The organism is Martinezella sp. CNPSo 3959, assembly GCF_057784355.1.
Genome location: NZ_JBXSOV010000001.1, coordinates 931126 through 956027 on the forward strand (window position 1 = coordinate 931126; position 24902 = coordinate 956027).

At 58.8% G+C, this 24902-nt stretch carries 23 protein-coding genes; 13 read left to right on the forward strand and 10 right to left on the reverse strand.

Going from position 1 to position 24902, the window contains the following annotated elements; translation table 11 throughout:
* The first annotated feature begins 49 nt into the window (after window positions 1-49).
* Window positions 50-283 carry a hypothetical protein gene (locus AC13RE_RS04705; protein WP_015340561.1) on the forward strand — a complete coding sequence of 78 codons (234 nt, stop codon included), beginning with the start codon at window positions 50-52 and terminating at the stop codon, window positions 281-283.
* A 349-nt stretch (window positions 284-632) separates the two neighbouring features.
* A complete protein-coding gene (locus AC13RE_RS04710) occupies window positions 633-1541 on the forward strand; it encodes a hypothetical protein (RefSeq protein WP_488562116.1) in 909 nt (302 codons plus the stop codon).
* Here the strand turns inward: AC13RE_RS04710 and AC13RE_RS04715 are convergent.
* The gene (locus tag AC13RE_RS04715; protein ID WP_488562117.1) at window positions 1516-1968 is read right to left on the reverse strand and encodes a GatB/YqeY domain-containing protein; all 453 of its coding nucleotides are present in this window, start codon (window positions 1966-1968) and stop codon (window positions 1516-1518) included. The two genes, AC13RE_RS04710 and AC13RE_RS04715, sit on opposite strands and share 26 nt — an antisense overlap.
* A gap of 300 nt (window positions 1969-2268) precedes the next feature.
* Here AC13RE_RS04715 and carA point away from each other — a divergent pair, with 300 nt between their 5' ends.
* Window positions 2269-3477 carry a glutamine-hydrolyzing carbamoyl-phosphate synthase small subunit gene (gene carA / locus AC13RE_RS04720; RefSeq protein ID WP_488562539.1) on the forward strand — a complete coding sequence of 403 codons (1209 nt, stop codon included), beginning with the start codon at window positions 2269-2271 and terminating at the stop codon, window positions 3475-3477.
* Window positions 3478-3696: 219 nt separating this feature from the next.
* Here the strand turns inward: carA and AC13RE_RS04725 are convergent, their stop codons facing one another.
* The 4 genes from AC13RE_RS04725 to AC13RE_RS04740 form a co-directional block, all read right to left on the reverse strand.
* Window positions 3697-4269, reverse strand: coding sequence for an EVE domain-containing protein (locus tag AC13RE_RS04725; RefSeq protein ID WP_488562118.1), 573 nt, complete (start codon window positions 4267-4269; stop codon window positions 3697-3699).
* Window positions 4270-4361: 92 nt separating this feature from the next.
* Window positions 4362-5762, reverse strand: a complete 1401-nt coding sequence (locus tag AC13RE_RS04730; protein ID WP_488482945.1) for an MATE family efflux transporter — start codon at window positions 5760-5762, stop codon at window positions 4362-4364.
* 147 nt (window positions 5763-5909) lie between these two features.
* Window positions 5910-7166 (reverse strand): TCR/Tet family MFS transporter, encoded by a 1257-nt coding sequence (locus AC13RE_RS04735; protein WP_488562119.1) that lies wholly within the window; start codon window positions 7164-7166, stop codon window positions 5910-5912.
* Between the two features lie 160 nt (window positions 7167-7326).
* Window positions 7327-8238 (reverse strand): LysR family transcriptional regulator, encoded by a 912-nt coding sequence (locus AC13RE_RS04740; RefSeq protein WP_488562120.1) that lies wholly within the window; start codon window positions 8236-8238, stop codon window positions 7327-7329.
* Window positions 8239-8361: 123 nt separating this feature from the next.
* Here AC13RE_RS04740 and AC13RE_RS04745 point away from each other — a divergent pair, with 123 nt between their 5' ends.
* Window positions 8362-9354 (forward strand): aldo/keto reductase, encoded by a 993-nt coding sequence (locus AC13RE_RS04745; protein WP_488562121.1) that lies wholly within the window; start codon window positions 8362-8364, stop codon window positions 9352-9354.
* Window positions 9355-9403: 49 nt separating this feature from the next.
* On the opposite strand, the gene ypfJ is transcribed toward AC13RE_RS04745, so the two are convergent.
* Both ypfJ and AC13RE_RS04755 read right to left on the reverse strand, forming a co-directional pair.
* Complete coding sequence (ypfJ, locus tag AC13RE_RS04750) at window positions 9404-10324, reverse strand: KPN_02809 family neutral zinc metallopeptidase (protein WP_488562122.1); 921 nt, start codon at window positions 10322-10324, stop codon at window positions 9404-9406.
* Between the two features lie 93 nt (window positions 10325-10417).
* Window positions 10418-10909: a DUF2306 domain-containing protein gene (locus AC13RE_RS04755; protein WP_488562123.1), complete on the reverse strand. Its 492-nt coding sequence runs from the start codon at window positions 10907-10909 to the stop codon at window positions 10418-10420.
* 86 nt (window positions 10910-10995) lie between these two features.
* Here AC13RE_RS04755 and AC13RE_RS04760 point away from each other — a divergent pair, with 86 nt between their 5' ends.
* The 4 genes from AC13RE_RS04760 to AC13RE_RS04775 all read left to right on the forward strand — a co-directional run bounded on the left by AC13RE_RS04760 (window position 10996) and on the right by AC13RE_RS04775 (window position 17290).
* The gene (locus AC13RE_RS04760) at window positions 10996-11820 is read left to right on the forward strand and encodes a LytTR family DNA-binding domain-containing protein (protein WP_488562124.1); all 825 of its coding nucleotides are present in this window, start codon (window positions 10996-10998) and stop codon (window positions 11818-11820) included.
* Window positions 11821-11988: 168 nt separating this feature from the next.
* Complete coding sequence (gene carB, locus AC13RE_RS04765; protein WP_488562125.1) at window positions 11989-15474, forward strand: carbamoyl-phosphate synthase large subunit; 3486 nt, start codon at window positions 11989-11991, stop codon at window positions 15472-15474.
* 253 nt (window positions 15475-15727) lie between these two features.
* A complete protein-coding gene (greA, locus tag AC13RE_RS04770) occupies window positions 15728-16204 on the forward strand; it encodes a transcription elongation factor GreA (RefSeq protein ID WP_015340574.1) in 477 nt (158 codons plus the stop codon).
* A 6-nt stretch (window positions 16205-16210) separates the two neighbouring features.
* Entirely contained in the window at window positions 16211-17290 is a 1080-nt protein-coding gene (locus tag AC13RE_RS04775) for a glycosyltransferase family 4 protein (protein ID WP_488562126.1), read from the forward strand.
* 9 nt (window positions 17291-17299) lie between these two features.
* Here AC13RE_RS04775 and AC13RE_RS04780 read toward each other — a convergent pair whose 3' ends face one another.
* Genes AC13RE_RS04780 through AC13RE_RS04790 form a run of 3 tightly spaced genes read right to left on the reverse strand, consistent with a single transcriptional unit; the run spans window position 17300 to window position 19650 of the window.
* Entirely contained in the window at window positions 17300-18214 is a 915-nt protein-coding gene (locus AC13RE_RS04780) for a glycosyltransferase family 92 protein (RefSeq protein WP_488562540.1), read from the reverse strand.
* A gap of 55 nt (window positions 18215-18269) precedes the next feature.
* Window positions 18270-19178 carry a glycosyl transferase gene (locus AC13RE_RS04785; RefSeq protein ID WP_488562127.1) on the reverse strand — a complete coding sequence of 303 codons (909 nt, stop codon included), beginning with the start codon at window positions 19176-19178 and terminating at the stop codon, window positions 18270-18272.
* Window positions 19179-19182: 4 nt separating this feature from the next.
* Complete coding sequence (locus AC13RE_RS04790; protein ID WP_015340578.1) at window positions 19183-19650, reverse strand: Lrp/AsnC family transcriptional regulator; 468 nt, start codon at window positions 19648-19650, stop codon at window positions 19183-19185.
* Window positions 19651-19886: 236 nt separating this feature from the next.
* On the opposite strand from AC13RE_RS04790, the gene trxB reads away from it, so the two are divergent.
* The 5 genes from trxB (at window position 19887) to AC13RE_RS04815 (ending at window position 24901) form a co-directional block, all read left to right on the forward strand.
* Window positions 19887-20861: a thioredoxin-disulfide reductase gene (gene trxB, locus AC13RE_RS04795; protein ID WP_132717118.1), complete on the forward strand. Its 975-nt coding sequence runs from the start codon at window positions 19887-19889 to the stop codon at window positions 20859-20861.
* Window positions 20862-20884: 23 nt separating this feature from the next.
* The gene (locus tag AC13RE_RS04800; RefSeq protein ID WP_015340580.1) at window positions 20885-21781 is read left to right on the forward strand and encodes a LysR family transcriptional regulator VtlR; all 897 of its coding nucleotides are present in this window, start codon (window positions 20885-20887) and stop codon (window positions 21779-21781) included.
* Between the two features lie 562 nt (window positions 21782-22343).
* Window positions 22344-22637 (forward strand): ArsR/SmtB family transcription factor, encoded by a 294-nt coding sequence (locus AC13RE_RS04805; RefSeq protein WP_488562128.1) that lies wholly within the window; start codon window positions 22344-22346, stop codon window positions 22635-22637.
* A gap of 149 nt (window positions 22638-22786) precedes the next feature.
* Window positions 22787-23899 (forward strand): alkene reductase, encoded by a 1113-nt coding sequence (locus AC13RE_RS04810; protein ID WP_488562129.1) that lies wholly within the window; start codon window positions 22787-22789, stop codon window positions 23897-23899.
* A 198-nt stretch (window positions 23900-24097) separates the two neighbouring features.
* Window positions 24098-24901 carry an aminoglycoside phosphotransferase family protein gene (locus AC13RE_RS04815; RefSeq protein ID WP_488562130.1) on the forward strand — a complete coding sequence of 268 codons (804 nt, stop codon included), beginning with the start codon at window positions 24098-24100 and terminating at the stop codon, window positions 24899-24901.
* The last annotated feature ends 1 nt before the right edge of the window (window position 24902 follow it).

Sequence of the window (24902 nt, forward strand, 5' to 3'; positions counted from 1 at the left end):
TGACGAACCGAAGGCCACCAGGTACGGGCTTTCAGTTTAGGAGAGAAAAATGCGCGTTCTTATCGTACCCTTGGCAGCAGCAGCCATCTTTGCCACAGCTACTTATAGCTCGGCTACAATGACCGGCAGCGCCAGCGACAAGAACGTGCTCTATGCCGGTGCAGGATATCAGCTGCCGGCGGATATGAAGGTCCCTGCCCTTTCAGCAGGCGTAAAGATTCAAATGTCCGAACTGCCGCCGCAGGCATTGGCTTTGCCCCAGCAGATCAGGATTCTCCGATAAGTTCAGCAGATACTCAGGTGGGGCACCATCCCTACCCCCGGCGCCGCCCCACCTGAGTGCCTTTGCAAAAGACGTTTGATTTTTGGGCCCCACCCTGCGTCATCAAATGTCAGCAAAGCGCAAGAAGGCAGGAGCTCCCCCAGCTCCTGCCTTCTCTAATTTTGGGCCATTCCCAATTCACGACGGCGCGAGCATCCCGCACATGCTGCGGAACATCTTTGGTTCCTCGCCGCGAATATCTTGACGCAAGGCTGTCGATCGATATCCTTTATTATCTACGTATATGCGATCTTATTAATTATCTCGTCAGACAATTTGAAACTTAGTTCAGTTGATCGGAGACGATTGCATGTCTTTGTCTACAAAGGAACTTACACAAAACCCGAATTTTTTCCCAGAAATCCTCGATTATACACGAGAGATTTTATCAACTTATGATCGGAATCAGCACGTATGCTCCGTCTTTGCTTCACAGCAGCGCTGGCTGATGGCGCTTGCCGGCTTCGCCCTCTATTGTGGCGGCATTGACGGGGAACCGCCCGGCATCCATGCCAATCGTTTCGCCAACTATATTGTCGAGCATGAAATCGCCAGCCACAACACTGCGCTTAGCTTTATTCAGGAGATGCTTGCTCTCGATTTTCTGCGCTACCTGCCCATAGCCAATGATCGGCGCGCTCGGCCGATGCAGCCGACGGAAGAGGCCGCAAAGCAGCTTGCGCTATGGCTGAGCATCCATCTTTCCGTGCTGGATCGATTGGATGGCGGCAAGCGCAACGCCTCATTCGGCAAAAAACCGGAATTCATTGCCCTTATGCAGCCCACGATCTCGGTTGGCATCATTGAAAGCGACGAGCTGCGCAATCCGGGAGAAACCTTCGACCTGTTTACCTGGGCAAACTCGGGCGGCATCATCATGGATTATCTGATCTCCCGCATCGGGACGATCAACACCGCGACTAAAAAAGCGATTATCGGGCCGGTGGCCTTTACCGATATCTGCAACCGCTTTCTGATCTCCAGAACAAACGCAAAGCGACTCATGAACAAGGCCATAAAAATGCAAAGCGTGGGCTGGACGGGATCGCCGGGACGGAGCCAGCTTTGGCTCTCGAGCGCCTTTGTCGAGGAGTATTGCAACTATCAGGCGGGGAAGCTCGCCATCATAGACGCTGCCTGGCAAAACACCCTCGGCACGCGGCCAATCCGCATGCCAAGCGCGAAACAGAATTTTACTTCAGCAGCTCCTTCAAGATAGCCGAAGCCTTAGCAAAATCCATCTGACCGGCATAGCGCTCGCGCAGGGCGGCCACGCACTTGCCCATATCCTTCAGGCCCTGCGCGCCAAGTTCCGCGACAATCGCAACGCAGATCTCACGAACCTTATCTTCGGAAAGCTGCTCCGGCATGAAACCCTGGATGACGGCGATTTCCTCGCGCTCCTTGTCAGCCAACTCTGGACGGCCGCCCTCGATGTAGATCTTCACCGATTCCTCGCGCTGCTTGATCATCTTGGCGAGCAGCTGCAGAATCTCGTCGTCGCTCGCCTGTTCCTTGGCGAGACCGCGATTGGCGATGTCCTTGTCCTTGATGGCTGCAAGGATGAGACGGACGGTCGAAAGCCTCGCCGTGTCCTTGGCTTTCATGGCATCCTTCTGGGCGTTGGAAAGGGTTTCGCGGATCATGTCTTTAACTCCTTGAAGCAGGCCGGCGACGATCGCCCCGGCCACTTATGTCATGTTGCTGTCTCTTAAACCAACAGTGTCGATCAACGCAATTGCGCCCGAGAGCCCGAATTCCTTGAAGGGAAAGCAAACCGCGCATTGACCCGCTCGCCTTGTTTAGCTATGTCCATCACCTGCACATAAGATCGATAGGAAGATCTCAAGCCGCGACCTCGGTCGACGGCTGCACCTTGCTACAAACATGGCGGAACCGCCGGTCTCTTCAAGGCCGCGCCCGACGCCGGAAACGGGATGACGACTATGACCGCCACAGCCCCATGGACCACTGAAAAGCCGACTGCCCTCCTCGTTCTCGCGGATGGTACTGTGATCGAAGGCAAGGGTATCGGCGCGACCGGCAAGGTCCAGGCCGAAGTCTGCTTCAACACGGCGCTCACGGGTTACGAGGAGATCCTGACCGACCCCTCCTACCTCGGCCAGATCGTCACCTTCACCTTCCCCCATATCGGCAATGTCGGCACCAACGATGAAGACATCGAAGACCTCACGCCAGCCGCCCGTCACGGCGCCGTCGGCGTCATCTTCAAGGCCGATATCACCGACCCCTCGAACTACCGCGCCGCCAAACACCTCGACCAATGGCTGAAGGCGCGCGGCATCATCGGGCTCTGCGGCATCGACACGCGTGCGCTGACCGCCTGGATCCGCGAGAACGGCATGCCGAACGGCGTGATCGCTCACGATCCGAACGGCGTCTTCGATATCGAGCAGCTGAAGGCGGACGCCAAGGCCTGGAGCGGACTTGAAGGTCTTGATCTCGCCAAGGTCGCCTCTTCCGGCCAGTCCTCGCAATGGTCGCAGACACCCTGGGTCTGGAACGAAGGCTATGGCGAACTCGGCGCCGATGACGCTAAGTACCATGTCGTCTGCCTCGATTACGGCGTCAAGCGCAACATCCTGCGCCTTTTCGCCGGCCTCGATTGCAAGGTCACGGTCCTGCCGGCGACGGCTTCGACGGATGACGTCCTCGGTCTCAAGCCGGATGGCATTTTTCTGTCGAACGGCCCCGGTGACCCGGCAGCGACCGGCGAATATGCCGTGCCCGTCATCAAGGATCTACTGAAGACCGAAATCCCGCTCTTCGGTATCTGCCTCGGCCATCAGATGCTTGGTCTGGCACTCGGCGCCAAGACCGCGAAGATGCATCAGGGCCATCACGGTGCCAACCATCCGGTCAAGGACCATACGACTGGCAAGGTCGAGATCGTCTCGATGAACCACGGCTTCGCAGTCGACTCGAAGTCGCTGCCCGAAGGCGTTGAGGAGACTCATATTTCGCTCTTCGATGGAAGCAATTGCGGTCTTCGCGTTTCCGGCAAGCCGGTCTTCTCCGTGCAGCATCACCCGGAAGCATCGCCCGGCCCGCAGGACAGCCACTATCTCTTCCGCCGCTTCATCAACCTGGTGCGCGAGAAGAAGGGCGAAGCGGCCCTCACCGAACGCGCCTGATAGAATCGACCACCCAATCGCATGAGAAAAGCCCCGGATTGAGATCAATCCGGGGCTTTCTCTTTGTGCGTCAACTTGGGAGGTCTTTCGTCACACGGTATTACTTTATTGCAGGCCTAGAGCAGTTCCAGCAAAAGTGCGAAGCGGTTTTCGCGGCCGGAACTACACCAAAACAAGGAGATAGAGCGTTTTCGCGATTCGAAGAAAAGCGGAAATGCTCTACGCCTGCATGCGGCGCTGCTTCACCACCTCAAGCTCGCTCATCAAGATTTCCTCGAGGAACTCGAAGTCTGATTGCCCGAACTCGACGAGGCCGAATCTCAGTTTGTAGCCCCAATTCTTGTCCTGGGTGAAATCAAGCCAGCCCAGGAGAGGACGAAGCGGCTGTTCGGGCGCGTCCAGCCAGTCCACATCCTTGCGATAGGCTTTTCCGCAGCCCATCTCGCCAAGATAGGGCTCGCCTTCACGGACAAAGCCGATGGCGGTGAAGCTCTGAAACCCGTCCCTTTCGCCCATTTTGACGGAGGGCGAATAGTAGACGATGCCGTCGCCCGGCTTGATCCGCATTAAAGGGGCTCGCTTGCCATGATTTACCTGCATGAAACCATGCCGGCGCCCGATACGCACATGCTCGGCACTCGCTACTGCCAACCAATAGGATTTCTGCTCCGGCTCCTGCCGCCGGGATGAGGTGTTGGCGTGGGGCAGAAGGCGTACAGCCGCCCCCTGATTGATCTGGCCTTCCCGCGGGAAAAGCGCTGCATCACTATGATTGCTTGCCTTGAACATCATGGTCGTCTCCCGTCTCTGGTATGAAACAGTTATAGACGATCATGCTGTCAATTTTTGTCAGTAGTCTCGCGGTGCGAAGATGGCTGCCGCTATCAAGCGGCGGCAGCCTTTTGCGTCCGCACAAGAAGGTAGAACCGGGCGCAAAGCATCGCCGCTGCTGAAGCAAGGCCGAGCAGGAAGCCGAACCAGATACCGATGCCGCCGAAGCTGAGCGGAAACGCCAGCAACCAGGCAAGAAAGAAGCCGATCGGCCAATAGGCGATCAGCGCCATGATCATCGGCACGCGCGCGTCCTTCAGCCCGCGCAGCAAGCCGCTCGCAATCGCCTGCAGCCCATCGACGAGCTGGAATAGGCCGGCGACGACAATCAGCGGTGCGGCGAAGGCAAGCACCTGCGGCGCCTCGGCCGAATGGACGTCAAGGAACCAGCTTGCCAGCCAGGATGGCACGGTTGCAAACAGGATGCTGCCGCAAAGCGCGATACAGCACGAAACGACGAGCACGACGATGGCCGCACGCTTGAGACCGAGATGATCGCCCTGACCGTGGGCGACACCGACGCGCACCGTCGCTGCCTGGCTGAGGCCCAGCGGGATCATGAAGGCGATGGACGCCCACTGCAAAGCGATGCCGTGCGCAGCAAGCTCGATGGTGCCGATCTGGCCCATCAGCAGCGATGCTGCCGTGAATAGGCTGACCTCAGCCAGAACCGTTACGCCGATCGGGAAACCAAGCCGGATGACATCCCATAAAGCATGCCAGTCGGGCCGCCAGAATCGCACAAAGATCTCGTAGCGCCGCGTTTCCTGGTGGGCTTGCACGTAACCAACGATGAAGAGCAAACCGGCGGTCTGCACGGCGACAGAAACAATGGCCGCACCATGCAGACCCATAGCCGGCAGGCCGAAATGACCGAGCACCAGAATATAGGCCAGCACGGCATTCATCACCAACATGGCGATAGTCACCTTGAGGATGATGCCGGCACGACCGATGGCGCTCACCAACGCTCGGATGACATTGTAGAGCAGCCCCGGCAACACGGCGAAGTGGCCGATGTCGATATAGCCGCTTGCCAATTTCGCGACATCGGGCTTCTGCCCCGCAGCGAGCAAAATCTCCTCGGAATAGAAGAAAGCCGGCTGCGCCAGCAGCCAATAAGCCGTTACGACCCATAGGCCCATACGCAGCGCACGGCGCACCGAGGTAACGTCGCCTCTGCCATAGGCTTGCGCCACCAGCGGCATGACCGCGATGGAAAAACCCGAACCGAAAACCAGGATCGTGAACAGAAACTGCGCGGAAAGCACCATTGCAGCCAGCTGCTCGGCACCGAGCCGGCCGACGATCATGACGTCAGTGGTGTTAATCCCGAGCTGCGCCAATTGCGCACCGATCAGCGGAATGCCCAGCGCAAGCGTTGCGCGCACATGTGCTGACCACGAATTATCATTGTCATGCGCGTAAGGGCGCGCAGGTGCCGGCATATCCATAGCGAAGACTCGATCTTTAGAGTCGCGCAAACCGTCCTACCCAAGGGTGCGCGAGCTGCCGCATTAACGCAACCTAGGTTAAAAAGCCAGCAGACAAGTCGATAATGCTAAAGAATTCATCAGAAGATCAAAATATCTGATGATATTTTAGGCCGCTTCGCCCGCCTGGGATTGGGATACCGCTTTCGGCTCGGTCTTGCGGACCTTCGCCACGAGCACGACAAGGCCGGCAACCACCAGGGTTGCGCTCATGATGAAGGGCGCACCAGCAAAAACGACGGGTGCGGTTGGCGCGGTATAATACTGGAATAGATACGGAAACAGCACCGGCCCAATGATGGCGGTTATACTCGTCAGGCTGCCGAGCACTCCCTGCAATTCGCCTTGTGCGGAAGGCGGGACCTTGCTGGCTGCAATGGAACGAAGCGGCGCATCCGCGACATTTTCAATGACAGTCAGGACGATAACTGCGTAAACCATCCAACCTTGCCATGAAAAGGCGTAGCCGATCAGGCCGAGACCGGAAAACACCATTCCGAGCACTGCGGTCTTCCACTCGCCGAGCACAGGCACCAGCCGTGGCAATACGAGACCCATGGCGATGGCGGCACCTATCCCATAGACAGCGAGCGAGAAGCCGATCTGCCCCTCACTCCAGTCATAGCGATAGGAGGTGACGAAAGCCCAGACCGCCGGGTAAACGCCATGCGCCAGCCAGTTCAGGAACATCACGACACAGACCCAGCCGATACCTTGGTAGCGGCGCATGTGCTTCAGCGCGCCGAACGGATTGGCGCGCGTGATCTCGAAGGGCCGGCGGTGTTTCGCGTCGAGCGTTTCCGGCAGCAGGAAATAGGCGCCGACGAAATTCAGGAACGCGAGAGCCGCCGCGCCATAGAAGGGCACGCGGGGACCGAACTCGCCCAGAAAGCCCCCGATGACGGGGCCAAGCACAAAGCCGACACCGAAAGCCATGCCGATCAGGCCGAAATTCTTCGCGCGGTTCTCGTCATTGCTGATATCGGCGATATAGGCGGAGCAGGTCGAGAAACTTGCGCCGCTGATGCCGGCGAGGATGCGGCCGACAAACAGCATCCAGTATGAGCCGGCAATCGCACAGATGAAATTGTCGATCGCGAAGGTCAGCACGGAGGCCAATAGCAGCGGCCGACGGCCATAGCGATCGCTCAGATTGCCGATCAGGGGTGAAAACAGAAACTGCATGCCGGCATAGGCCAGCAACAGCCAGCCGCCCTCGGTCGCCGCCGTGCTGACCGAAGCACCCGTCAACTCCTCAAGATATTTCGGCATCACCGGCATGATGATCGCGATACCGATGACGTCGAGGAAGAGGATGAGGAAGACGAGGAACAGGCCTCGACGGGCGAATTTCTGATCGATCATGGAGATGCCTTCTGGCGGCTCCGCCTCGATGAAAGAGACAGAACGTGAACGAAAAACCGGTGCGTTCCCCATACATAAAGATTTTGGCGGAAACAATACGTGAACGCTTCAATCCTATTGATTTATCGAACGCTTTTTTTGATCCTTGGCACAAAAGCGACTATCTGTCGCGACCGCGCCGCTGTTCTCGATTGAGAAAGTCGACGAAGGCTCTGAGTGGTGTCGGCATATGGCGTCTGCTGGCATAATAGAGAAACGGGCCGGGAAAAACCGTGTCCCATTCTTCCAAAATCGGCACCAATTCTCCGCTGGCAATCTGCGGCGCGAGGAACTCTTTAAATGTTCTGATAATGCCCAATCCAGCCACCGCCGCGCTGCGCTCGATGTCGATCGAATTCGTTGCGACGACCATCGGCGGTGTAATAAAGAGCGTCTCGCCTTTCCTTTCGAACTCCCATGGCAAAGCATATCCGCTCAGGAAGCGATGACGAATACAGCGATGCTCGAGTATATCGCGCGGATGTTGCGGCGTGCTGTTTGCAGCCAGATAGGCCGGCGCCGCGGCTGTGATATAATGCTGTTGCCGAGGCCCGATCGGTACGGCGATCATATCCTTTTCCAGCCGCTCGTCATAGCGAATCCCGGCATCGTAACCGGCCGCCACAACATCGATGAAACTGTCTTCAGCGACGATTTCGACCGAGATCGCGGGATATTCCTTCAGAAAGCGGCTGATGATGTCGGGCATGACCACGATGGCAGCAACGGTCGGCACATTCAGCCGCAAAGTCCCGCCGACGCTGTCGCGAAAGCTGTTGATATCGTCGAGCGCCACAGAGATCTCGCTCATGGCGGGCGTCAGCCGCTCCATCAGCCGCTCTCCCGCCTCCGTCGGCGTCACGCTTCGGGTCGTGCGATTGAGCAGACGGACTGTTAGCCGTTCCTCCAGCCGCCGGACCGCTTCGCTTAATGACGAGGCGGAAACGCCGCGCTTGCGTGCCGCTTCACGAAAGCTGCGCTCGCGGGCAACCGCAGTAAAGGCAACCAGGTCTGCCAGTGGCAAGTCATCCATTGTGCAAAATTCCAAACGACCTGTTTCGATTTACCGGGATTATCGCACAGAGAGCAGCGGAGTAAAACATCATCACAAAGACCTCTGGAAAAGAGGGCGCACCTTCGACCAAGGAGAGTAACGATGGAAAAATATCAACTGGGAAGAACCGGACCGCAGGTATCCACGCTTGGCCTCGGCTGCATGGGCATGTCTGGCATGTATGGGCCGTCCGATCGCGCCGAAAGCATCGCTACCATACATGCCGCGCTCGATGCGGGGATCAACCTGCTCGATACCGGTGATTTCTACGGCATGGGCCATAATGAGATGTTGATCGGCGAAGCCATCAAGGGATTGAAGCGGGACGATTTCCTGCTGAGCGTCAAGTTCGGCGCGCTGCGCGATCCCGCCGGAGCATGGCTCGGCTACGATGCCCGGCCGGCGGCGATCCGGAATTTCGTCGCCTATTCGCTGCAGCGCCTCGGCGTCGATCACATCGATATCTACCGCCCTGCCCGCCTAGACCCGAACGTGCCGATCGAAGATCAGATCGGCGCGATATCGGATCTCATCAAGGCAGGCTACATCAGGCATATCGGCCTGTCTGAAGTCGGCGCGGATACGATCCGCCGCGCCGCCGCCGTCCATCCGATCGTCGACCTGCAGATCGAATATTCGTTGATCTCGCGCGGCATCGAGGACAAGATCCTGCCAGCCTGCCGTGAACTGGGTATCGGCATAACCGCCTATGGCGTGCTGTCGCGCGGCCTCATCAGCGGCCACTGGCAGAAGGATAATGCCAAAAAGGGCGACTTCCGCACGATAAGCCCGCGCTTTCAGGCTGGAAACGTCGAAAAGAATCTGGAGCTGGTGGAAGCTTTACGGGAGATCGCCGAGACGAAGGGCGCGACCGTCGCCCAGATCGCGATTGCCTGGGTCGCAGCCAAGGGCAAGGATATCGTCCCGGTCATCGGCGCCCGTCGCCGCGACCGCTTGACGGAAGCCCTGGGAGCGCTCACGGTTGAATTGTCGCAAGCCGATATGGCCGCGATCGAACGCGCGATCCCGAAAGACGCCGCTGCCGGTGGCCGCTACCCCGAAGCGCAGCTGACGCATCTCGACAGCGAAAAATAACTCGAAAGGCTTGCCCGCTCGCCGATATCCCGGGAGCGGGCAAGCAGGATCAGACCGGGTTGTTCAGCGTATCGCAATCCGAGAGCTTGCCGGAATCGAAACCCTGCTTAAACCACTTCACGCGTTGCGCCGACGTGCCGTGGTTAAAGCTATCGGGAACAATGTAACCTTGCGTGCGCTTCTGCAGCGTGTCATCGCCGATCTGCTGCGCCGCGTTCAGCGCCTCTTCGAGATCACCGGCCTGCAGGATGCCCTTCTGCTGGGTGAACTTGCCCCAGATACCGGCAAAGCAATCCGCCTGCAGTTCGATGCGCACCGACATCTTGTTGGCGTCCACTTCGCTCATGTTACGGCGTGCCTGATTGAATTTCGGCAGAATTCCGAGCAGGTCCTGCACATGGTGGCCGACTTCATGCGCGATCACATAGGCCTGCGCGAAATCGCCGGATGCGCCGAACTGATCCTTCATCTGCTGGAAGAAGGCCATGTCGAGATAGACCTTCTGATCGCTCGGGCAATAGAAGGGGCCGGTCGCCGCCGAAGCCTGACCGCAAGCCGAAGGGAAGCTGCCGGAAAACAGCACGAGCTTCGGATCCGCATAGGTCTGGCCCATCGATTTGAAGATGCCGGTCCAAGTGTCTTCCGTATCGGCAAGCACGGTCGCAACGAACTGCTTCATCTCGTCATTGGCCGGCTGCCCGCCGCTACTACTGTTGGAAGTGCTCTGCTGATATCCGGAGCCGCCGCCCTCCAGCATGCCGCTTTGCTGCAGCAGACCGATGACATCGACGCCCATGGCCCTCAGGATCAGGAAGATCACGATAAGGACGATAATGGTGCGGAAGCTCAAACCGCCGCCGCCAATCCCTCCGCCCGGAAATCGAAAGCCGCCGCCACCGCCGCCGCTCATGGGCGATGAGCCGCGTTCGTCCTCAATATTGTCGGATTGCCGACGCCCCTTCCAATCCATAGTGCACCTCCTGGCGATGCCTAAAATCAAAGTCCCTTGAGGTATTTATATATCCAGGAAGTGTAACAAAGCCAGTTGGCTATCGACAGAACATTAGCTTAAACGCCGCCGCCGCCATATTTCTTTGGACATGGGCCATAAAAGCGCGATCGCTATACCTGCTGCGACCAGAAACGGCGCTATTTCATCGCCATCGAAGGCCACCTTGCTCATGATCCGCCCCGGAAAAAAGGTAAAAGCTCCGGCACCCACGATGCCACCGAAGTAAAGGCCTCTGACGATGCGCTTATGCGCGTCGATATCATGTTTGCGGGCATTGGCGATCGCTCCCCAGCAACCGAAGAGAACGAAAAGGGAGAGCAGATGGATCGGGCTGAAGCCGTAAAACATGTTGATCTGATGAATGAAGAAGCTCGATAGCGCCGTGACGGCCATGAGAGCCAACCATATCTTGCCGAGCACCCGATGTATCGGCGTCCCCTTCGGCCTTGCGAGAAGATAGGCCCCCAGCAAAGCGGCCGGGACGACCGCCGCGACGTGGATCTGAATCGCGATTGGTGCATCAAGAAGCGGCTCGAACGTCATGATTTCTATCCGGTTGAGTTTATCGAGCCTTTCCGTGATAGTGTCGTTCTCTCAACCGAAATTGCGCGAAAGAACGAGACATCTTCGTGGATCACACCTTTCTGCAGTCCACGCTTCGTGAATTGCAGGTCATCCAGCGTTCACCGCGCTTCTGGGCGACCTTCGTCACGATCGTCCTGATCTTTGCCCTGACCGGGCCGTACGGCACGCTTGACCGGCTGATGCCGGGAGCAAGACTGGGCTACTGGCTTGCGCTGCATGCCATGGCGTGGTCGATCGCGATCGTCTTCTCCATCATCGCCGAGATCCTGCTGCGCGGGCAAATAGCAAGCATGTTCGCAAGAATGATGATCGGTTCCGTCACCGCCGCATTGCCGATCGGCTTCGGCATCGCGCTCATCGATTTCGCATTCTTCGGCGCAATGCCCACGGTAGCCGGCAGCCTGCATCAGTCCATCGGATCCATACCCCTCTGCGCCCTCTTCTGCATTCTCTCCTACATGACCATGCATCGGCAGATAGCGATCGCAGCCGCAGGAACAGATCTCGCGGAAGCGAAGACGATATCCGCCTCCGCACCTGAGATTCGGCCCGGAATACCGCAGCCGCCAATTCTCTCGCGCCTGAAACCGGAAAATCGGGGAGCGCTGATAAGGCTTACCGTTCGCGACCACTACACGGAGGTCGTGACGACACGTGGCCGCGAACTCATCCTGCTGCGCTTCAGCGATGCTCTGATGGAAATCGGCAATACCGAGGGTATCCGCCTGCACCGATCGCACTGGGTCGCCGCGGATCATGTTGCCGGCCTCAAACGCGACAACGGCAAGCTTTTCGTCGTCGCACGAGACGGAATGGAGATGCCCGTCAGCCGCTCTTATGCGGAAGCCGTTCGGCGTCGTTTCGGCTGATGGCTGCAAAGTCTGCAGAATTCATGTCGATTCCGCCATTTATGGGGTTCCGTTTGCAAATACATTTGCCTATAAGCCGCTTCTAGCCTGAAAATATTGCCCATGCGCCCCCGACCGGTGATCTCCCACCCTGGCCGGCTTTTTGCGCAACAAAACGGATGAGAGCCCATGCCGAAGCGCCAAGATATCAAATCGATCCTCATTATCGGCGCAGGACCGATTGTTATCGGACAGGCTTGCGAATTCGACTATTCGGGCACGCAGGCCTGTAAAGCACTCAGAGAGGAAGGCTACCGCGTCATCCTCGTCAACTCCAATCCGGCAACGATTATGACCGATCCGGGCCTGGCGGATGCGACCTACGTCGAACCGATCACGCCCGAGGTCGTCGCCAAGATCATCGCCAAGGAGCGTCCGGACGCGCTGCTGCCGACCATGGGCGGCCAGACCGCACTCAACACCGCGCTGTCGCTGAAGCGCATGGGCGTGCTTGACCGCTACAATGTCGAGATGATCGGCGCGAAGCCCGCCGCCATCGACATGGCCGAAGACCGTGCCCTCTTCCGCGAAGCCATGGCCCGCATCGGCCTCGAAACCCCACGCTCGATGCTGGCAAACGCCACAGACATCAAGGATGCTGACCGCAAGACCCACGAAGCCGAGCGCAGCAAGCTGAAGGCGCAGCTTACCGGCACCGAGCTCGACAAGGCACTCGACGAACTGGAAAACCAGTGGAACCTCGGCGAGAGCGACCGCAAGCAGCGCTATATGAGCCATGCGATGGCAATTGCCGCGCAGGCGCTCGACCATGTCGGCCTGCCCGCCATCATCCGTCCGTCCTTCACGCTTGGCGGCACCGGCGGCGGCATCGCCTACAACCGCTCGGAATTCTTCGAGATCGTCGGCGGCGGCCTCGATGCCTCGCCGACCACGGAAGTGCTGATCGAAGAATCGGTGCTCGGCTGGAAGGAATTCGAGATGGAAGTGGTCCGCGACACGGCGGACAACTGCATCATCATCTGCTCCATCGAAAACATCGACCCGATGGGCGTTCATACCGGCGACTCGATCACCGTCGCCCCAGCTCTGACGCTGACGGACAAAGAATACCAGATCATGCGTAACGCCTCGATCGCGGTTCTGCGCGAGATCGGCGTCGAAACCGGCGGCTCGAACGTACAGTTTGCCGTCAATCCGAAGGACGGCCGCCTGGTCGTCATCGAGATGAACCCGCGTGTGTCGCGCTCCTCCGCGCTGGCCTCGAAGGCAACCGGCTTCCCGATCGCCAAGATCGCAGCCAAGCTCGCCGTTGGCTACACCCTGGACGAACTCGAAAACGACATCACCGGCGGCGCGACGCCCGCCTCCTTCGAACCGTCGATCGACTACGTCGTCACCAAGATCCCGCGCTTCGCCTTTGAAAAATTCCCCGGCGCATCCCCGGTTCTGACGACCGCGATGAAGTCGGTCGGCGAAGTCATGGCGATCGGCCGTACCTTCGCGGAATCGCTGCAGAAGGCGCTGCGCGGCCTCGAAACTGGCCTCACAGGTCTGGACGAGATCGAAATTCCCGGCACGGAGGAAGGCGAAGGCAGCCGCAACGCCATCCGCGCCGCCATCGGCACGCCGACGCCCGATCGCCTACGCATGGTCGCCCAGGCGCTGCGCTTGGGGCTCAGCGTCGAAGAAGTGCATGAAGGCTGCAAGATCGACCCCTGGTTCCTTGAGCAGCTGAAGAACATCGTCGACATGGAAAGCCGCATTCGTGAGCACGGCCTGCCGCAGGATGCCGCCAATCTGCGCATGCTGAAGGCCATGGGCTTCTCCGACGCGCGTCTGGCGACCTTGACCGGCAAGCGCCCGAAGGAAGTGGCGGAATTCCGCAATTCGCTGAACGTGCGCCCGGTCTTCAAGCGCATCGATACCTGTGCCGCCGAATTCGCCTCGCCGACGGCCTACATGTACTCGACCTATGAAACGCCCTTCGTCGGCGCTGCCCGCTCCGAGGCCCAGGTTTCCGACCGCAAGAAGGTCGTCATCCTCGGCGGTGGCCCGAACCGTATCGGCCAGGGCATCGAATTCGATTATTGCTGCTGCCATGCCGCCTTCGCGCTGAAGGATGCCGGTTATGAAGCCATCATGATCAACTGCAACCCGGAAACGGTTTCGACCGACTACGACACGTCGGATCGTCTCTATTTCGAGCCGCTGACGGCCGAAGATGTCATCGAAATCCTGCGTGCGGAGCAGGAAAAGGGCGAAGTCGTCGGCGTCATCGTCCAGTTCGGCGGCCAGACCCCGCTGAAGCTCGCCGAAGCGCTGGAAAAGAACGGCATTCCGATCCTCGGCACTGCGCCTGATGCGATCGACCTTGCCGAAGATCGTGACCGCTTCCAGAAGCTCCTGATGAAGCTTGATCTCAACCAGCCGAATAACGGCATTGCCTACTCCGTCGAACAGGCACGCCTCGTCGCCTCCGAAATCGGCTTTCCGCTGGTCGTGCGCCCGTCCTACGTTCTTGGCGGCCGCGCCATGCAGATCCTCCATTCGGAAGGCCAGCTGCAGGGCTACCTGCTCGACACGGTTCCGGAACTGGTGCCTGAGGACATCAAGCAGCGTTATCCGAACGACAAGACCGGCCAGATCAATACGCTCCTCGGCAAGAACCCGCTGCTGTTCGACAGCTATCTGACGAACGCCATCGAAGTCGACGTCGATTGCCTCTCCGACGGCACCGACGTCTACATTGCCGGCATCATGGAGCATATCGAAGAGGCCGGCATTCATTCGGGCGACTCCGCCTGCTCGCTGCCGCCTCGCACGCTTTCTCCTGCGATGATCGACGAGTTGGAGCGTCAGGCGAAAGCCATGGCCAAGGCTCTGAATGTCGGCGGCCTGATGAACGTTCAGTTCGCCATCAAGGACGACACGGTCTACGTGCTCGAAGTCAACCCGCGCGCCTCGCGTACGGTGCCCTTCGTCGCCAAGACCATCGGCGCGCCGATCGCCAAGATCGCTGCCCGCGTCATGGCCGGCGAAAAACTGGATGCGACCTTTGCCGCCTATGGCGAAAAGCCCGATCCGCGCAAGCTGAAGCATATCGCCGTAAAGGAAGCAGTCTTCCCCTTCGCCCGCTTCCCCGGCGTCGACACCCTGCTCGGGCCGGAAATGCGCTCGACCGGCGAAGTCATCGGCCTCGACACGGATTTCGCGCTGGCCTTCGCCAAGTCGCAGCTCGGCGCCGGCGTGGAGCTGCCGCGTGACGGGACGGTCTTCGTCTCGGTTCGCGACGAAGACAAGCCGCGCGTGCTGCCGGCCATCCGCATGCTAGCCGAACAGGGCTTCAAAGTGCTGGCAACCGGCGGAACCCAGCGCTACCTAGCCGAAAACGGCATCGAAGCGACGAAGATCAACAAGGTGCTTGAGGGACGTCCGCATATCGAGGACGCGATCCGCAACCGTCAGGTCCAGCTCGTCATCAACACGACCGACAGCAACAAGGCGATCTCGGACTCGAAGTCGCTGCGCCGCGCGACGCTGATGCAGAAGGTGCCCTATTACACCACCATGGCCGGTGCCGAAGCAGCCGCCATGGCGATCAAGGCACTGAAGGCCGGAAACCTCGAAGTTCAGCCGCTGCAGAGCTATTTCTGAAGCAGCTGATTCGATAATAAGGAGCGTGAGCAGGATAGCCGGCTCACGTTCGTTGCGGCCCCGCCAGCCGATCGAATGGTCAGGGAGCTTCAACAGGACCTTTCCCTAAACCTTCGAATTTTCTGGCTTTCGTCTGCCGCAATCTGCTATAGGTGAGAGAATAATGGCTCTGGATGGTTCCGAAGTACCCCTTCGGGACCTGTTTTCTTTTGTGTCTGCAGCAGAGCAACACAGGGAGTGAAGGACAAGAAAAATGGTTGAAAAGGTACCGATGACGCAGAACGGGTTCGTCAAGCTGCAGGAAGAACTGCGCTGGCGTCAGCAGGAAGAGCGCCCGCGAATCATCGAGGCAATTGCAGAAGCGCGCGCCCATGGCGATCTCTCTGAAAATGCCGAGTACCATGCAGCCAAGGAAGCCCAGAGCCACAATGAAGGCCGCATTAGCGAACTCGAAGACCTGACGGCGCGCGCCGAAGTCATCGATCTCACCAAGATGTCCGGCTCGAAGATCAAGTTCGGCGCAAAGGTCAAGCTGGTCGACGAAGACACCGAAGAAGAGAAGATCTACCAGATCGTCGGCGACCAGGAAGCCGACGTGAAGGCAGGCCGCATCTCCATCTCCTCGCCGATCGCCCGCGCCCTGATCGGCAAGGAAGTCGGCGATTCCATCGAGGTCAATGCACCCGGCGGCGCCAAGGGCTACGAAATTCTCTCCATCACTTGGGGCTGATCGCCCGTGCGCGATCGCGAGACAGCGCATGCGAGCGATCTCCATGAGATCGAAATCATAGCAACGAATTTCAAACGCCGGCTTTCCGGCGTTACATCTACGATCGTGCAGCTCATCCCCAAGCAGGTCGAGCTCGGCTATCATATCGCCACACTCGGCCCCGGCCTGCCGGAGAACCTGCCAAGGCTCGGCTGGCTCCGCCTGCCCGGTCTGTGGATGAAGCCGCGCCGCTATCGCGTCCGCATTTGGCATGCCCGCCGCAACAACGAAATGCTGGCGGGTTTGCTGCTGCGCTCCGTTCTGCGCATGCCGCTCAAGCTCGTCTTTACCTCGGCCGCCCAGCGCCGCCATACCGGCTATACACGCTGGCTGATCCGCCGCATGGATGCCGTGATCGCCACCAGCACCCGCTCGGGCAGCTTTCTCGAGGTGCCGCACACCGTCATCCAGCACGGCGTCGACCTCAACAGCTTCCATCCGCCGGAAAAGCCTGATGACCGCATGGCCGCAACCGGCCTGCCCGGCACCTATCTGATCGGCTGCTTCGGCCGCGTCCGCCATCAGAAGGGCACGGATCTCTTCGTCAAGGCGATGATCGAGCTGTTGCCGCGCTATCCGGACTGGACAGCCGTCGTCTGCGGCCGCGTGACATCAGAACATCGCGGCTTTGGCGAGCAGTTGCAAAAGATGGTGGCGGATGCAGGCCTCACCGATCGCATCCGCTTCATGGGCGAAGTCGACGATATCAAGCCCTGGTATCGCCGCGCCACCCTCTATGTCGCCCCTTCCCGCAACGAAGGTTTCGGTCTGACGCCGCTGGAAGCCATGGCTTCCCGCACCGCCGTCGTCGCCTCGGATGCCGGCGCCTATGCCGAAATGATCGTACCGGGCGAAACCGGCGCCGTGGTGCCGGCGGGCGATGGCGAAGCTCTCACCAGAGCGATCGCCTTCTATCTGGCCAATCCGGGGGAAACCCTTCGCCAGGGAGAAAATGCCGTGCGCCATGTGCGCAGCGAATTCGCCCTGGAAAAGGAAGCGACCGCCATCGGCGACATATACAAGCGGCTGCTGGTCGCCAACAAGTGAGCGGATCGATCAACGGCCGAGATCGATGCGCTCGCGCTCGATGAAATCGATCATCGAACGATCCTCCACCATGTCTTCCTCGATGCTTTTGACGATGGACAGGACCTTGTCCCGATATTTCGTCGCACTCGCGTCATAGGTCCAACCCCGCGCCAGCTTCTCCATCAGCTCCTGCCGGGATTTCGTATAATAGTGGTTCAGCTGCAGAAAACGGTTCGAATAGAACTCGGGCGACTTTCGCGCACGCCGGGTAAACCGCTTGCCCGCGTCATTAGCCGTCAGATCGCCATAGGCCCGCGTCCGGAACTGGTGCACACTAACTTCTGTTACTTCACATGGATCGACGATACACTTGAAATTGCTGACGTTTTCCTTCGTCGTCATCGGATTCGCGCCGCGCATCGTATAATTCAACGTCAACGGTCCGTCCTGCGGCATCTCATGGCCGCTGGTCGCAAACATATGCCAGGGCAGCGAGACATTCGGGAAATCGCCGACGGCTTCCAACGCCTGCTCGACCGTCGCTGCCTCCTTCGGCAGGAGGAATTCGTCCACATCGATAAATGCCATCCAGCGGTAGTCACCGCCGAAATTTAGGATGGCATGCGCGAAGGTAATGACCTGGCCGTTCAGTACCGCCGATGTCGCCGCATCGCGCATGCGCCCGGCCCAGGGAACAATCGTCAACGCATCCTCAGAGAGCAGGCTTCGAAGAAGCGAACAGGTCTCATCCGTCGATCCATTATCATAGATATAGAAGTGACGAATGCCGACCGCTTGGTGGAAGCGCACCCATTCCTCGATATAACGAGCCTCGTTCTTCACACAGGCGGCAATGGCGATGCCATGGCGCCCTGCCCTTGGCTCAGGCGGATCGATGGACAGCTTCTTGGCGTCGGACGCCTTGGGTTTCAGCCAGCGCATAAGCTTCATTCCATCGACCCTAATTTCACAGCAGGCTCGCCGGTTCCGGCAAAGATCAAGCCTGCGGCTTCAACGCAAACCTGTCGTCGTAACCAAAATCATATTTGAGCAACGCCGAAACGCGGGAATAGTTGACGAAAGAGACGCCGCGCTCGGCTGCGATCTGCCGCGCCAGCACCAGATGCTCGATGATGCGGGCTTCAGCGCGTGCAATACCGGAAAAAGCGGTATCTCCGGCGGTCTCATAAAAGCGGGGCTCGCCGGCATTGGAGATATCGATCCCCAAAAAGCCGACCTGATGCTTCGCGCAGTAAAGAGCAAATTGCAGGGCCGAGACGGCAACGGATCCGCCCAGAAAAACTCCGCGATCTGGCGAAAGCGAAAAACCCGCCGAACCCTCAGCATCCAATCGCACATATTGCAGTTTTTTGAGATCCTCGAGGGAGCGGCGGCGCGCGCCATAGGGCTTGCGGATATCGTCGATCAGGATGATCGTCTTGTCCGCCAGCCAGCTTTTGTCGATCTCGCAAAGCGCACGCAGCACCGCCACGGAAAACAGGCAAAGCGAACCGGGAGCCACCTTCTCGCGCAGCATATCAAGATGCCGCCAGACAAAACGCTCGTCCTCGACTGCAATTGCCAAAGGCTCGGAGATTGTGTCGCCTGACAGGCCGATGGCACCATTCAAAAGAATGGCGCTGCGGAATTCCAGGCCGCTCAGATCGTTATCGCGAATCGATGGGCCTGACCCGACGATATAGACCGCATCGCCGCAGCGTTCGCGCAGACGGTCCATGCCCGCAAGGCTCGCGACCTTGACGCCGCGGTAAAGCACCTCGCTGACATTCTGGCTGCGGACGATACTGAGCCCCGGAAACCAGTCCTGCACATGAGCCCGCGAGCCGCCCAGGAAAAGGCGCACGCCGGATTTGATCAGCGACCGATGCCAGGGGCGATCCGCCATTCGCCTAAAGCTCCACCAGGCCCAGCTTCTTGACTTGCCGGATGGTCAGCATGGTGCGCACAGTGTCGACATGCTCATTCGCCGTCAAAACTTCGATGACGAAGTCCTGGAAGCGGGTAAGATTTTCCGCGACGCAGTGCAGCAGGAAATCGCTATCGCCGGACACCATCCATGCCTGCCGAACAAGCGGCCACGCGGAAGTCGCGCTGGCAAAAGCCTTGAGATTCGCTTCCGACTGATGCTTGAGGCCGACCATGCAGAAAGCCACGAGATCGAAGCCCAGTTTCGGGCTGTTCAGCATGGCGTGATAGCCTTCGATGACGCCGGCCTCTTCCAATTTGCGCACGCGGCGCAGACATGGCGGCGCCGAAATGCCGACCCGGTCCGCGAGCTCGACGTTGGTCATGCGTCCGTCCCGCTGGAGTTCCCGCAGAATCTTGATATCGATAGCATCGAGCTCAGCGCGAAGCACTTTTTTGCCTTTCTTTAATTCCCCCTCGCCAGCTTCTATATAAGGCAGGAAAATACGCAAGAAAGTTTCTCCCGCGTAGTTGATTCTAACACAAAGCAGATTTGCTCTGTGTGTAATGCAAGGCTGCCCTTGAATAAATGCATAAGGCAATCATAAATGAAGCGCGGATCGCGAAATCGCCTGTTTTGCGCGCTTGAAGCCGCGGTTTCGCAATCGCCGAATTGAAAGGACTGACTATGCCTGCCCGCCACACGAAGGTGCTCATCATCGGTTCCGGCCCAGCCGGTTACACCGCCGCGGTTTATGCCGCGCGCGCGATGCTGCAGCCCGTTCTGATCGCCGGTCTCGAACAGGGCGGCCAGCTGATGATCACGACCGATGTCGAGAATTATCCGGGCTTTGCCGATCCGATCCAGGGTCCGTGGCTGATGGAGCAGATGCTGCAGCAGGCCCAGCATGTGGGCGCCGAGATCGTCAACGACCTCGTGACCGAAGTCGATACCAGCAAGCGTCCTTTCGTTGCCCATACCGACAGCGGCCAGGTCTGGACCGCCGACACTCTCATCATTGCCACCGGCGCCAAGGCGAAATGGCTGGGTATCGAGAGCGAACAGCATTTTCAGGGCTTCGGCGTCTCCGCCTGCGCCACCTGTGACGGCTTCTTCTATCGCAACAAGGATGTGATCGTGGTCGGCGGCGGCAACAGCGCCGTCGAGGAAGCACTCTATCTCTCCAACATCGCCAAATCGGTGACGGTGGTGCATCGCCGCGATACTTTCCGCTCGGAAAAGATCCTGCAGGAGCGCCTGTTCGCCAAGGAAAACGTTAGGATTCTCTGGAACACTGAGGTCGCGGAGATCACAGGCACGCCGGCCAAGCCGCCGATGCCGCCATCCGTCACGGGCGCGCGCCTGCGCGAGACGCGCACTGGCGCCATCACGGAGATGCCGATCGACGGCGTCTTCGTTGCCATCGGCCATGCGCCGGCGACCGAGCTCTTCAAGGGCAAATTGAAGCTCAAAGACAATGGTTATCTCTGGACCGCACCGGATTCGACTGCGACCAACGTCGAAGGCATCTATGCGGCCGGTGATGTGACCGACGATACGTTCCGGCAGGCGATCACGGCAGCGGGAATGGGCTGCATGGCAGCACTTGAAGCGGAACGCTATCTGACTGGGCACATGCCCGTCGCTGTGGCTGCGGAGTGATGCAGCCGATGAGGGGAAACGGCATGCCATTGGATTGGGACAAGCTGCGTATCTTTCACGCGGCTGCCGAAGCGGGTTCGTTCACGCATGCGGCAGACAAGTTGCATTTGTCCCAATCCGCCATCAGCCGCCAGGTCAGCGCTCTCGAGCAGGATGTCGGCATAAAACTCTTCCACCGCCATGCGCGCGGCCTCATCCTGACGGAACAGGGCGAGCTGCTTTATCGCACGGCCCATGACGTTCTGCTGAAGCTCGAAACGGTCAAGATGCAATTGACCGAGACGACCGACAAGCCGAGCGGCAAGCTGCGCGTGACGACGACCGTTGGCCTCGGCCAGGGCTGGCTCACCGACAAGATCCAGGAATTCCTGCAGCTTTATCCTGACATGTCGATCCAGCTCATCCTCGACAATGAGGAGCTGGACGTGAACATGCGCCACGCCGATTGCGCCATCCGTCTGCGCCAGCCGCAACAATCGGATCTGATCCAGCGTAAGCTCTTTACCGTGCACATGCACGTCTATGCCGCCCCCTCCTATATCAACCGCTACGGCGAGCCGCAGTCGGTCGAGGATCTGGACGAGCATCGCATCATCAGCTTTGGCGAACCGGCACCGAACTACCTGCTGGATGTCAACTGGCTCGAGATTGCCGGCCGCTCATCCGACAACAAGCGCGCTCCGCATCTGCAGATCAACAGCCAGACGTCAATCAAGCGCGCCTGCCTGCTTGGTATTGGCATCGCAGTCCTGCCCGATTATATCGTCGGCCGCGACCCAGGCCTTATTCAACTCGCGATCAATGCAGACGTGCCGTCCTTCGACACCTATTTCTGCTATCCGGACGAAATGAAGAATGCGGCCAAGCTCAAGGTTTTCCGTGATTTTATCGTCGCCAAAGCGCGCAACTGGAATTTCTGACGAAGGTAAGTCACTGATAACCAACTCTTTTTAGGCCAGAAAACGAGCCGCGCATATGATGCATAGCTGATATGCACAAATGAGAGTTGAAGCCTGCACATTTAACTACCATATCGCACATAGCTGATGCACACGGTGGCTTTTCCTCCCAGTTCCACCGCATTGGCTGTTCCCCTCTGGAGGTTTTTGACCTTCATACCTATAGGGCCCTGGTTCATTCCGGAGGCCCTTTTTTTTGCTCTTTTGTCCCAGGCACACCAAACGCATAACTGCCATGCACAAAAAAGCATTGCGCACTGCACAAATTAACATCATAACGCACACAGCTGATGCACACGGTGGCTTTTCCTCCCAGTTCCACCGCATTGGCTGTTCCCCTCTGGAGGTTTTGACCTTCACACCTATAAGGGCCCTGGTTCATACCGGCGGCCCTCTTTTTTTGCCCAATTTCTGAGCACGCACGTCGGCAGCCTTGCCGAAAATAATATTCGGCCTCGCCCTTGATATATCGAAAATCGTCGATACATAAATCGCAATTATTCGATATTGAGTGGCGAACACCATGGACAAGAACGAGATATTGAAGGCCTTGGCCAATCCGGCCCGGCTGGAAATCCTCAACCACTTGAAAGATCCCGAAACACATTTTCCGACGCAAGAACACCCGCTGGAGCTCGGTGTCTGCGCCAGCCAATTTGAGCGGTGCGGTCTCTCGCAGTCCACCGTCTCGGCCCACCTCGGCACGCTTCACCGTGCCGGCCTGGTGACGACCCGGCGCCTCGGCCAGTGGATTTTCTACAAGCGCAACGAGGAGATCATCACAGAATTCCTTGCAGCCATGCAAAAGGAGCTCTGAAAATGTCGGCTGCTCTCCCTGCACACACGCTCACGTCCCTCGCAACCGACGCGACTTTCCCCAAGAAGCGCTGCCTTAAACAGTAGGTTCCTCGGACCCGGCGGTTGCCTCTTCCTGATTTCTCCCTCCCCCAAAAGAAAGGACTACCCATGACCAAACTGTTCGAACCCACGAAGCTTGGTGATATCTCCATCGCCAACCGCATCGTCATGGCGCCCCTGACGCGCAATCGCTCGCCGAATGCTGTGCCGAACGATCTGAACGTCAAATATTATGCCCAGCGCGCGACCGCGGGCCTGATCATCACCGAGGCAACGGCAATCACCCATCAAGGTCAGGGCTACGCCAACGTTCCCGGCCTTTACAGCAAGGAAGCGCTGGACGGCTGGAAGAAAGTGACGGAAGCCGTGCACGCCAATGGCGGCAAGATCGTCGTCCAGATGTGGCATGTCGGTCGTATCTCCCACACGACCCTGCAGCCGAACGGCGGCAAGCCGGTCTCCTCGACCTCCAGGCGCGCTGAAAATTCCAAGACCTATCTCGTCAATAGCGACGGCACCGGCAGTTTTGCCGATGTTTCCGAACCACGCGCCTTGGAAACCGCGGAAATTCCGGGCATTGTTGAAGATTACCGCAAGGCCGCCCGCGCCGCCATCGATGCCGGTTTCGACGGCGTCGAGATCCATGGTGCCAACGGCTATCTGATCGACCAGTTCCTGCGCGGCGATATCAACGATCGCACCGACCAGTATGGCGGCTCGATCGAGAACCGCACCCGCTTCCTGTTCGAAGTGGTCGATGCGGTCTCCAAGGAAGTAGGCGCTGGCCGCACGGCAATCCGCATTTCTCCCGTCACACCCTCTGGCGATGCCAGCGACCCGGCTCCCCAGCAGCTCTTCACCCATGTCGTCGAAGGCCTGGCGAAATACGGCCTTGCCTATATCCATGTCGTCGAAGGCCAGACCGGCGGCAAGCGCGACTTCCTGCCCTTCGACTACGACGCGCTGCACGCGGCCTATAAGGCAGCAGGCGGTAGGGCAGGCTGGATGCTCAACAATGCCTATACCCGCGAAATGGCGATCGAAGCTGTCGAGAGCGGCAAGGCTGATGTCGTTGCCTTCGGCAAGCCGTTCATTTCGAATCCGGATCTTGTCCGTCGCCTGAAGGAAAATGCGCCGCTTGCAACGTGGGACCAGGCAACGCTCTATGGCGGCGGCGCCAAGGGTTACGCCGACTATCCGGCCCTGGACGAAGCGGCTTAAGTAGCGATCCATCTCCCAGGCAGCGCCTTCCCGCGTGGCCAGGCCTATGGAACTATATCAACGCCAACAAAGTGCCCTCGCGACGAACCGTTGCGAGGGTTTTTCTATTTCAGCGCTTGAAAACAGGAATGACACAACCGAGCTAAGCAGGCGTACCTATCGCGAAATCATGATACCCACACATAGCAAAATTGACATATGTTTGATCTCTACATAGACCGTTGGTCACTGACGCCGGACGGCGATCCCATCATCACCCATTCGAGCCATCTTCTTCCGGTCATCTGGCGGGAGAAGCCCGCCATGGTCAAGGTTGCACAAAATGTCGACGAGAAGTTCGGCAATCGCGTGCTGCGTTGGTGGGATGGCGATGGTGCAGCCTTCGTCTACGAACATGATGACGATGCAGCCCTTATGGAGCGGGCGACCGGGGCAGGCTCCCTACTCACCATGGCGATGCAGGGAGAAGACGACGAGGCAAGCCGGATCATGTGTCGGACGGCTGCGAAGCTGCATGCGCGGAAGGCCAAGCCGCTACCGTCGGATCTCGTCCCGCTGGATCGCTGGTTTTGGGAGCTTGAACCGGCGGCGCGCATCCATGGCGGCATGCTCGCTGCCTGTGCCGAAGTGGCCGCGCGGCTTCTGGCGGATCAACGCGACCAGACGATTTTGCACGGGGACATCCATCACGAGAACATTCTCGACTTCGGTCCTCGCGGCTGGCTCGCAATCGATCCCAAGCGGGTCTATGGCGAACGCGGGTTCGATTTCGCCAATATCTTCTGCAATCCCGAGCTGCCCACCGTCACGAAGCCGGGTCGCCTGCAACGGCAATTGCCAATCGTCTGTGCCGAGACGGGCCTCGAACCGAAACGCCTTCTGCGATGGATCATTGCCTATGCGGGGCTTTCGGCAACATGGTTCTTGAGCGATGGCGACACCAGGAATGCAGATTCGGATTTCACCGTCGCCGGTATTGCCTTCGCCGAACTCAATGCCTGAC